Source organism: Deltaproteobacteria bacterium HGW-Deltaproteobacteria-4 (assembly GCA_002841765.1).
GTDB lineage: Bacteria > Desulfobacterota > Desulfuromonadia > Desulfuromonadales > UBA2197 > UBA2197.
In genome coordinates this window covers 92,023-103,906 of record PHAV01000004.1, presented here as the reverse complement: position 1 = coordinate 103,906, position 11,884 = coordinate 92,023, and the positions used below count along the sequence as shown (strand labels likewise).

Below are 11,884 nucleotides of genomic sequence, written 5' to 3'. Positions count from 1 at the left end.
GAGGTACACCATGACAAAAAAGATTGCCACCATCGCTCTGCTCCTGGCGCTCTGCTATCCGCTCACTCAAGCGGCCTATGCAGCCGGAACCCCGTCGGGGACGGATATCTCTAACACGGCAACCGCCACCTATAACGATGGCGCTACTCCGGTGACCAAGACCGCATCGGCTCCGAATATCGTTGTCGACAACAAGGTCAACCTGACGGTGACTAAAAATGGTGACGCCACTGTTTTACCCGGATCAACCGATCAAGCCCTTGTCTTTTCAGTCAAGAACGAAGGCAATACCACGCAGCGCTATGCCCTGGACGCAACCAACAGCGCCGGCATTGTCATGGATAATGTCCGCATCTTCCTCGACAACGGCACCACTCCCGGCGTTCTGGATGCCGGTGACACTCTCTATGTCAACGCTGCCACCTTTGGTGACGTTGATGCGGATGACAGCCTTGCAATCTTGATCATTGCCGACACCCCGGCAGGGGCGGTCAGTGGGGACATATCAGATTATCAACTTGTTGCTACGACAGTCGATGCCGGCACCACGACTGTGACAACTGCAACTGTCGGCCCTAATACCGCCGGCGTTGATGTCATCTTTGCCGATAATGCCGGCAGTGCCGCCGGTGATACTACTCGTGACGGAAAACACTCGTCAGAAGGGACCTATACCGTCAACCTCCTTTCTCTGGTTTTGAACAAATCGGTGGTAATTACCTGGGACCCGACTAATCTCTTCGTCACTCCGAAGGCAATCCCCGGCGCCATCCTTACCTACAGCATCAAAGCCTCCATCACCGGTGTCGGTACTGCCGCAGACGTGGTGATCACCGACGAAATACCTGATAACTCCACCTATGTCGTTAGCTCCCTTAAATTAAACGGCGCACCGCTAAGCGATGGCGCTGATCTTGATGTCGGCAGTGTCGCTGGCGCGCCAGTGACGGTCACCGTCGGTCTCGGCGATCTGACCAATGCTTCCCCGGAGCAGACTATCACCTTCGATGTGACGATCAACTAAAGCGATAAACGTAAAATTTTTCAAGAGAACCAGACAGATAGGAGTCACTTATGACAAAAAAATTGCTAGCCATTTTATCCCTTCTCGTGCTGGTCGCCCTCCCCGCCAGTGCCGCCGAGAAAAAAGGGATCGAACTCAAGTCAACCGCCGAGATCGATATCATCGTCAAGAATGATAAAGGGGAGCAGGAGACCGTTCGTGTCTCCGCCGCAGATACCAATGTTACCCCCGGCGATACGATCATCTTTACTACGCACTATGAGTACCAGGGAGATAAACCGGCAACGAATGTGGTCATCAACAATCCGCTGCCGGAGCATATGCTCTATCTTGACAATACGGCCGAGGGGAAAGGGGCGCGCATCGATTTCTCTGTTGATAAGGGTCAAATCTTCGCCGCGGCCGACAAATTGAAGATCAAGGATGCCGAAGGAAAGGAGCAACCGGCCAGCGCAGCGGACTACACCCACATCCGCTGGACATTCGAAGGAGCCCTGCAAGACGGCGCCAAGGGCAGCGTCTCTTACAAAGCTAAAGTGAAATAACGAACATTGGAAATAGGGGGTTGGCTTTTACACCTGGGAATTGTCCCGCAAGAACAACTACAACCAGCAAAAAAGGAGAGCACCATGAAAAGAACCCGTTTATCAGCATTTCTTTTGGCTGCCGCTTTCGCGGCAATGACGCCGCTATCGGCATTGGCCGCAGGCACACCGGTCTGTACAGACATCACGAACACGGCATCCCTTACCTACGCTGTCGGAGGAGTGACTCAACCTGTAGAAAATGGCACTGCTACACCTTTTGAGGTCGCGAGTAAGGTCAATCTCACGGTCATAACGGCAGACGCGGCTCCCGGGGTCTCTGTTGTGCCCGGCACCGGCACCCTGCAAGCGGTGTTAGAATTTACCGTCACAAATATTGGTAATACCGTTCAGGATTACATCCTTACCCCGGTCACTAAAGCAAATGGCACTTACACCGTCTGGGCAGCGAACGATTCCGTCGATACCTTTAACGCTTCCGGCGTCGTCGTCGTTGTCGAATCGGGCGACGCAGTCGGTTATGACGTATTAGATGTTGCCACTTACATCGACGAACTTGCACCAGATACATCTAGAACCGTTTATATCGTTGCCACCGGAACCCCGGCTATTGCTGTTGCCTTGGCCAATGGCAGTAAAGCGGTTTATGCGCTGAATGCAAATACAGCTGCCGGTGGTACTGCAGCTGCCCTGGGTGCAGAGACGACCAATGCATCGACTTATAATGGTCCGGGCTGTACGGCAGCGGTCCCCGTTGTTCTGGCTGATACGGCTGCCGGGACGGGTCCAGAAGATGGCAATCTTGATGGGGCAGATTCGGCTTATAGCGTCTTCGTTGTTTCCTCGGCTGATATTTCTGTCAATAAAGTAGCAACGACGCTCTGGGATCCGATCAATTACACCACCACTCCGAAAGCGATCCCCGGTGCCATTGTGCAATATGTTGTGACGATTACCAATGACGCGGGAGCTCCCTCCTCCGCGACCCTCACCAGCATCGGTGACACCCTGATTGCCAGCTTGCTCATGGATGCTGATTTGTTGACTGATTTCAGCACGCCGGCAACGCCTGCAGCTGAATCTGCAGCAGGATCTGGTTTCAAGGCATCAGTGACCGGGAGTCGAATCGGCAATGCCGGTAGCGGCCTTGCTGGCGGAAATGTTGCTAAGTACTACACAACGACCAGCGATGCCGATGGTGTTGAGCTTTCGGGGCAGGCAATCACGGCCACCCTTGCAACCTTGCTCCCCGCCGAAGCCAGTTACACGGTCGGGGAATTGAAGCCTGGTGAAGTCTTCACATTAACTTTCAACGTTATTATTCAGTAATCAGGAAACAGTTTGTCGACTCTGAGCAGCATAAAGGCAGTAATACGACGCTTCACCGCCGGGATCATTCCCGGCGGCAGCGCCGTGTTGCGCCTTTGTGCTGCACACTTCATCATGACCCGCATCGGGGGAAGAGTGGCGATGCAAAGCCGTCGTTCTTCCTTCGCTGCGGGGCTTCTTTCAGACCGTACCGCGAGTCCTTCCTGCAGTGAAGTGTTCGCGAAACGCGCTGAACTTTGCCGTCATCTCTGCATGACGTTCTTATTGGCTTTTGTTCTCCTCGCTCCTTCTGCTCATGCCGCCGTAACTGTCGACAATACCGCCTATGCCAGCTATCACGTCGACACTCTGCCCCAGACTAGAGAATCGAACCTGGTCTCAACCGTCATCCGCACCCCGTCGCAACTCGATTTCCTGACTTATGCCCCCTCAGTCACTGATCCCGAAAAACTCTTACTCCTGCCAGTGGCAACGACCAGCTATTTTGCTGCCGGCAGCTTTATCCCGATGCCGCCCCCCCTTCCCCTCGGCGCATCGGCACCCCTGACTCTCGGCACCCTGCCGCTGGTGCTGGCAACGGTCTACCATGAAAACGAGCCGTTCTTTCTGCGTTTGAGCGACCTCGACCAAAATCTTGACCCCGCCGTCGCCGAGTCAGTCATTGTCACCCTGACCATTCCGGGAACGAGTGAATCCGAGATCTTGCGTCTCACTGAGACCGGTCCGGATACCGGCATCTTCACCGGTTATATCCAGTCAACAACCACCGGCACCAGTACCTCCGGGAACGGTCTCCTCTTCGTCCAGCAGAATACACGGGTTCAGGGGCGTTACACTGATGTCGTCGATGGCACTGACAGTTCGGCGGCGAGTGCCCTTGTTGACCCCTACGGGATAGTCTTTGACAGCATGACCGGTTTGCCGGTGAATGGTGCGACCATTACCTTCATCAATGCCGCTACCGGTCTGCCGGCGACTATTTACGGCGATGACGGTGTCAGCATCTATCCCTCGACGATAACTTCAGGGGGAACAGTCACCGACAGCTCTGGACGCATCTATACCTTCCCGGATGGATTTTATCGTTTTCCTTTTGTCGAGCCGGGAAGATATCTCCTCGTAGTGACACCGCCAGCGGGTTCGGGCTATCTTGCCCCCTCGACGGTCTCCACCAGTGAGATTCAGACCCTCCCCGGTGCCCCCTTTGCCATTAACCCCGGATCCCGTGGCGAGGTCTTCCTGATCAATCCCGGGCCGGCGCTCCATATCGATATCCCTCTCGATCCCCAGCAGACCTGGCTGCGTCTGAACAAAACCGCCTCGAAAACGATCGTCGCCATCGGTGATTTCCTGCAATATCGCATTGCCGCCGAGAATACCGGGACTCTCGCTGTCAACAGCGTTGTGCTCAGCGACCGCCTCCCCCTTGGCCTGCGCTACCGCAAAGGCTCGACCAAAATCGATGGCGTCAGTGCTGCCGACCCGACGCTCTCAACCGACGGCAGAAGCATGCTCTTTACCGTCGGCACTCTCGCCGCCGGGCAGAGTATGACCATCACTTATGTCGTCGAAGTGGCAGTCGCGGCACCCTTGGGACCGGCGGTCAATATTGCCACCGCCACCGGCAGCGGCGGCATCACTTCCAATATTGCCAAGTTCGAAATAGTCGTTAAAGAGGATCTCTTCTCCAGCAAGACGACGATTGTCGGTCGCGTCTATCCCAACGGCTGCCCGAATGACGGCGCAGAGGGTGATGGACTTGCCGGCGTACGTCTTTACCTGGAAAATGGTACTTACGTCATCACCGACCTGCAGGGGATGTATCACTTTGAAGGAATTCAGGCCGGGACGCATGTTGTTCAACTCGACCTGGAGACGATTCCGAACGAGTATGAACTCATCAGCTGTGAAGAGAATAGTCGCTTTGCCGGGACGCCCTTCTCCCAATTTGTCGATCTGCAAGGCGGAACCCTCTGGCGCGCTGATTTTTACACCAAGAAAAAGCCGGAAGCCCCACCGGTGCAGGGATCTGTCGGACTTGAGTTGGCAAGCACGCTCGGTGATGACGTCACTTATACGGTGACACTCCATGTCGGCGCAGTGCCGACGACGAATATGCGCTTGACAGTGATCCTCCCCGATGGGGTGATTTATCAAGGCGCTAGCAGCAGCCGCGATGGTCTTGCTCTGGCCGACCCGGAAGTGACGGAAAGTGTTCTCACCTATCGCCTGGGAGACAGTCCGGCGGATTGGACAGGCAAGATCAGATTAAAGGGGACACTGGTTCCACATCTCAAGAACGGCGAGTTGACGGCGAAAGCGCTGCTGACCTTCAATACCAGCGAAGAGAAGAACAAGCGCACGCCGCTGGTCGATAATATCCTTAAGAATGAATCCACCAGCGAACGCAGGTCGATCCCGGCGATTATTCTGCGCCCGTATTTTGATGAGTTTGGTTACGAGCTTTCCGATCCTGACAAAAAAGTTCTCGACGGGATCATCGCCGAATTTAAAAATGTGCATGTGAGCCAGATCTCTGCCACCGGTCATACCAATAGCACCCGCATCGCCCCTCGCAGTCGACACATCATGGCCGACAACTATGAACTCTCGAAGGCCCGGGCGAAATCAGTCGTCGATTATCTGCAGGCCGGCCTTAACCTGTTGCCGGAGCAAGTGACGATTGCCGGCAAGGGTCCGGATGAACCGATCGCCAGCAATGAAACCGCAGAAGGCCGCGCACTGAATCGCCGGGTGGAATTAAAGATTTTGACAGAATTGGTCAATCAATGGACCAAACTCGAAAATATCAAGGAATACAGTGGCCTTAAAACGGTCGATGTCACTGCCTTGAAACTGGCCGAAGTCTCGGCGGCGGAGAAGGTCAGAAAAGAGCGTAAAATCGCCCGCACCATGCCGGAATTCGATAATACGTGGCTCGAAACAGCTCAGCCCAGTCTCAATTTTGTCTGGCCCTATAACGGTTTTTATCCCGCCATCCCCAGTGCCAAGATCGCTGTGACTCATGATCCGCAGAAGAGACTCAAACTGTTGCTCAACGGTAAAGAGGTCGATCCCCTTTATCTTGACGGCACCAAAAAGCGGGGTGACAACCAGGTCGCAATTAGCCTCTGGATCGGCATTCACCTGAGCGACGGTGACAACCTCTTTGAAGCGGTTGAAAGCTCTGTCGATGGCCAGGAAGTGCGCCGTGTTGCCCGCACTCTGCACTATTCGACCTCTCCGGTTAAAGCTGAAGTGATGCCGGGTCAATCGCGGCTGACCGCAGATGGCAAATTCCCTTCGGTGATCGCTGTCCGTTTGACCGACAAAGACGGCCACCCTGCCCGTGCAGGACTGGTCGGTGAGTATCAACTCGACCCCCCTTACCTCCCTTTGCAACTGGAAAAAGACCTCAAAGAGAACCCGCTGCTGCTTGCCAAGAGTGCACGCCTGAAGTATCTGGTCGACGAAGACGGTATCGCCCGCATTGAATTGCAACCGACCACCCAGACCGGCGAGGCGACCCTGCGCTTCAATTTCGTTAAGGGAGAAAGCGAAGTGCGCGCCTGGCTGACTCCGGGTGAACGGGAATGGATCATTGTCGGTTTTGCCGAAGGGACAGCGGGATATAACTCCCTCTCGGGAAATCTGGAGAACATCAAAGCTTCGCAGATCGATGATGAATATTATGAAGATGGCCGACTCGCCTTCTTTGCCAAAGGGATGATCCAGGGGAAATGGCTTCTGACCGCAGCCTACGACAGCGCTAAAGCGGGAATGCGTCAGGCCGGAAGTCTCTACGGCACGATCGACCCGCAGCAGTATTACACCCTTTACGGCGACGCTTCGTCACAACAGTATGAGGCCGCCAGTGCCCGCAGTCTTTATCTCAAGATTGAGCGCGATCAGTTCTATGCGCTCTTTGGTGATTATGATACCGGGCTCTCGGTGACCGAACTTTCCCGCTACAGCCGGAATTTTAACGGTCTGAAGTCGGAGATGAAGAGCGAAAATCTTGATTTCAATCTCTTTGTCAGCGACACCAACCAGGCCTTTGTCAAGGATGAACTGCGCGGCGACGGCACTTCCGGTCTTTACCGCTTGTCAAGAACAGATCTCGTCATTAACTCCGAGACGATCACCATCGAAAGTCGCGATCGGTTCAAAAGTGAAGTGGTGATCTCTTCACAAAAGCTGAACCGGCATATCGACTACGACATCGATTACGAAAAGGGGACCCTCTTCTTCAAGAGCCCTGTTTACCATCGTGATGAAAACTTTAATCCGATCTACATCGTCATTAACTATGAATCCGTAGATACCGGCGACAAATCCTACAATTACGGCGGACGAGGAGCACTGCGCTTCATGGATAAGCGCGTCGAAGTCGGCGCCACTCATGTCCATGAAGGTCGTGTTGGCGGCGAAGGTAATCTCTCCGGGCTCGATACCACCATCAAGCTCACGGAAGAGACGATCATCAAAGCGGAAGTGGCAACAACCGAAAACGACTTCGTTGGCAGCAGCGCCAGCGGTATCGCTTATCTGGCAGAAATTTCGCACCGGACCAAGGTCGTCGATGGCAAGATTTATCTGCGTGAACAGGATAATGATTTCGGTCTGGGTCAACAGATGGGAAGTGAAAGCGGTACGAGAAAGATCGGCGTGGATGGAACTTACCGCTGGAATGAAAAGGTCAGCTTGCAGACCGGAGCCTTCCGCCAAAACAATCTTGGCACGGACGCTGTCAGGGATATGGCTGAAGTTCAAACCGCTTTCAGTGAAAAGGGTTATTCCCTGCGCGCAGGGTTGAGACACGCCCAGGATAATTTGGGAAATGGTGAGAATAATACTTCAGACCAATTTATCAGCGGCGGCACCTATAGCCTCTTTGGCGACAAATTGACCCTGCGAGCGGAACATGACCAATCGCTGCACAACAGCAATGACAACGCCGACTTTCCGACGCGAACTTTGATCGGTGCTGATTACAGGTTAAGCGAAAGCGTGAGCTTCTTTATTGCCCACGAATTGAGCCGGGGTTCGCTGGAACGGACGCAGATGACGCGGATCGGCCTGAGATCTTCACCGTGGGCAGGGGGACAGGTCAGTTCGTCCATGGAACAGCAATCTTCAGAGAATGGTACGCGTGTCTTCTCGGTAAGCGGGCTCAAACAGTCCTGGCAAATCTCGAAGAAATGGAGTGTTGACGCCGGACTCGACCGGAGCGACACCATCAGAAAATCAGGGACTGCACCTTTTAACGTCAATGTCCCGGCCGCTGCCGGCACCTCGGACTATACGGCCATCACTGGCGGGGCTTCGTATAAGGAAGAAAACTGGTCCTGGACCGGTCGTCTGGAGATGCGGACCTCGGATGAGGAAGACAAGTTCGGTCTCTTTACCGGCATCTACGGCGAAGTTCAGGACGGTCTTGGTTTAGGGGCTGCCGCTCAGATTTTTAAAACCAACGGTATTGCCGGTGCCAAGGAGACCAACGGCGATCTCCGTTTCAGTCTCGCTTATCGGCCGCAAGAGACTGCCTGGATTGTGCTGAACCGTCTCGATTATCTCTTCGACAAGCAGCAGGGCGGCGACTTTAATTATGACAACTGGCGGCTGATCAACAATATCAACGCTAACTGGAAGAGTCATAATCGCAAGACGCAGCTTTCGCTGCAATACGGCGCCAAGTACGTTAATGAAACGATCGATGAACACGACTACAGCGGCTACACCGACCTGACGGGATTGGAAGGGCGCTATGATCTCACAAGTAAATGGGATGTCGGCGTCACCGGTAAGGTGCTTCATTCCTGGCAGGCGAAACAATTAAAATACGGTAGTGGCGCCTCCATCGGTTACAATCTGGTCAAGAATGCCTGGTTCAGTGTCGGCTATAACTTTATCGGCTTTACCGACCGCGACTTCTCTGCCGCTGACTTCACCGCCCAGGGACCGTTCGTCAAGTTCCGCTTCAAGTTCGACCAGAATTCAGTGCGTGAGGCACTGCAACAGTTTTAAAAGTTACATTCCTTATGCCGGTGCAACGACAGCGGCTTATCATCAGCCACCATCTTATACTCGATGAATTATTGTCCTGACCAATTGTCTGGAAAATCATGATCTTTGCAAATAATGGTCTACACCGGCGACAACTCTTGCGCTCTGCACTGATCGCTGTCGCTTTAACATGTGCCTTCATACTTACCTTGGCGTCGGCAGTAATGGCCTACGGCGACAACGAATGTGTGGCGGCGCGCTACAACTCAAATCTGGGGTGCACGGCCGCTGATGTGTCTATTACCGGCATCTCTGTTGCGCCGGGAACCCCCACCGCTTGTGTCGGTGGTAGCTCCTTCACCGCCAACCTCGATATTACGGTTAATTTTGCCCAGCCTGATCGTTATGATGTCGGCATCTTCCTTTCCCGGGACGGCAAGACGCCGAAGCTCCTCCCTGCCAGTGGCGGCGCTGATAGCTGCACTGTCGGCATCCTGCCAACTATTAGCCCCTTTACCGATATCGAACAGTACGGCAGCACCGATACCTGCGGCGACGGCAATCCTACTATTAACGGCGGCACAGGCTCGGGCATCGTGCGACTCTACGATGTCCCGGTCCTTTGCCAAGCCGTCGACCTGAGTAATGGCAAACTCTTTATTCCCTTTGTCGTCAGCTGGGATCATCAAAAAAGAGCCAATTGCACTTCGATTGCCGATGCCCTCCCCGGGACGACTTCTAAATGCAACTCGCCGAACACCTTGCTCGCCACTAATGTCGAATACGGTTCGATCAACGTCGTAGTCCTCCCCTCCATCAGTAAAAGCGACGGTAAGACGGCGCTTAGCCCTGGCGCCGCCACCACCTACACAGTCGTAATTACCAACACCACCGGTGCAGCTCTGAGCAATGTCGTCTTCACCGACCCGGTTGCCCCTAACCTCACCGTCAGCACCGTCTCATGCAGCGCGATCGGGACGACCTGTCCGGCCACGACCGTGGCCGCGATGCAGGGGGCCGGAATCACCATTCCTGCCATGCCGGTTAACAGCAGCGTGACTTTCGCCATTAACGCGACCCTGGCCGCCAGTCCCGCCCCTTCAGGAACGAGAACCGTCACCAATACCGCCTCTGTCTCCGTCACCGACAAAAGCACCAGCGCCAGTGACACCAATACTATTATCGGTGCAAACTTTCCCGACCTCTCGACTTCGACCAAGGGGGTCCTTGACAAGAACGGTGATGATCTTCAACCCGGCGATGTCCTGCGCTATACCATCACTCTCAAGGAGAACTCGGGGTACACTGCCACCGGCGTCTCTGTTACTGACAATATCCCCGCCAATGTCAACAACTTTACGGTTATAAGTATCCCCGCCGGAGCCGGCAATAGCTCGACAACCGGCGGCGGGACCAATGGCACCGGCTACCTTAATCTCACCGGCATTACTGTGCCGGCGTCAGGGAGCGTAACCATCGTCTTCGAAGTCACCGTTGCCGCCGCCACCCCGGCAGGGACACCGATCGCCAACAGCGCCACCGTCACTAATCCCGGCGGCCTCGGGGGGACACCAGCAGCGCCGACACTCACCGTTCAGGCGGCGACGGTCACAGGGAGCGGCAACAAGCTGCTCTATCTGTACGATAGCACTTCAACACCGGCGCATAAACTCTCACGCACCCCCAACAGCTCAACATCCTATGCAACAATCGCCCTCTCTGGTTTGCAGCGCTGGACGATGGATCCGGGTGCCGCCGCGGCTATCACTATCGATCCGAAGGTCAACAGCACAGTTCCGGTCTATCTGCTCCTGCGGTACAACAGCAACCCCGGCAACCGCACCGTCAAGGTTGATCTGCAATGTTCCTCGGGAGGGACGACCCTTACCAACACCAAGACGATCAATTTAACCATCAATCAGGATATGGTACGATTCGATTTGTCAACGCCGACACCACCCTGGACAACACCAGTCACCTGTGCCGCAGGCAACCGGTGGGAGTTAACTGTCACCAACACTGCCGCCGCAGTGACTGATAGTATGCGCGTTTACATCACCAACCCCACCTGGGGGAGATCGCGGGTCGAACTCCCGGCCAGCACCGTCATCAATGTCGACTCCATTACCTACTACGACGCTGCCTACCCGGCCGGGAGCGTTGTCACCTCTGCCGCTCCAGGGAAAATTGTCTACATCCGCAGCACAATCAGCGATCCCTTCGGCAGTTATGACATCAACGCCAGTCAGCCGACTACACTACCAACCCTCACGCTCACCAAACCTGACGGCACGGTCGCGGTCACAGCCAGACCGATGACAGAACTCAGCGCCCTGACCACCCCGGCAACTAAAACCTTCGAATATGGCCCCTATACGCTCAACACTTCTGGCAACTGGACCGCACTGGTTCATGCTTTCGAGGGGACGGAAGGGACGGTCAGCGATTACGGCATAAAAAGCGCCTCCGTGATCAGTCCGTTACCGAGTCTCCTGGTGATTAAATCAGCGCAGACCTTTTCCGACCCGATCAACGGTACAAGCTTGCCCAAAGCGATTCCCGGCGCTTTTATGACATACACTATTTCGGTCAGCAATACCGGCCCCGGAGCCGTTGACAACAACAGCACCGTCATTACCGACCCGATTCCGGCCAACACCGAACTTTTTGTCGGTGATATCAATGGGGCCGGTTCCGGACCGGTCCTCTTTACCGATGGTCCCATTCCGAGCGGCCTCAGTTACACCTTTACCAGTCTGGCCAGCACAACGGACAACCTTGCCTTCTCCGGAAATAACGGTGCAGATATCTACCTCAAGAGCAATACCGCGCCGGACAGTAACCAGTGCGACCCGTCTGTTACCGATATCAAGATTCCCTTAAGCGGAACCTTCAACGGATCAGATGGCACGAATCACCCGGCCTTTAACGTCAAATTCAGAGTCAGGATTAAGTAGTCAGAAAGACGTCCATAAAAAGA

Annotated in this window: 5 protein-coding genes; all 5 read left to right on the top strand. The window is 54.7% G+C overall.

The features are described from left to right. Nucleotides 1-10: 10 nt before the first annotated feature. The 5 genes from CVU69_03840 to CVU69_03820 all read left to right on the top strand — a co-directional run bounded on the left by CVU69_03840 (nt 11) and on the right by CVU69_03820 (nt 11,861). Nucleotides 11-1,024, top strand: coding sequence for a hypothetical protein (locus CVU69_03840; GenBank protein ID PKN13139.1), 1,014 nt, complete (start codon nt 11-13; stop codon nt 1,022-1,024). Between the two features lie 50 nt (nt 1,025-1,074). Beyond that, nucleotides 1,075-1,569 (top strand): hypothetical protein, encoded by a 495-nt coding sequence (locus CVU69_03835; GenBank protein PKN13138.1) that lies wholly within the window; start codon nt 1,075-1,077, stop codon nt 1,567-1,569. A gap of 84 nt (nt 1,570-1,653) precedes the next feature. Next, complete coding sequence (locus CVU69_03830; protein ID PKN13137.1) at nt 1,654-2,898, top strand: hypothetical protein; 1,245 nt, start codon at nt 1,654-1,656, stop codon at nt 2,896-2,898. A 12-nt stretch (nt 2,899-2,910) separates the two neighbouring features. Next, nucleotides 2,911-8,925, top strand: coding sequence for a hypothetical protein (locus CVU69_03825; GenBank protein PKN13136.1), 6,015 nt, complete (start codon nt 2,911-2,913; stop codon nt 8,923-8,925). A 98-nt stretch (nt 8,926-9,023) separates the two neighbouring features. Then, complete coding sequence (locus CVU69_03820; protein ID PKN13135.1) at nt 9,024-11,861, top strand: hypothetical protein; 2,838 nt, start codon at nt 9,024-9,026, stop codon at nt 11,859-11,861. The last annotated feature ends 23 nt before the right edge of the window (nt 11,862-11,884 follow it).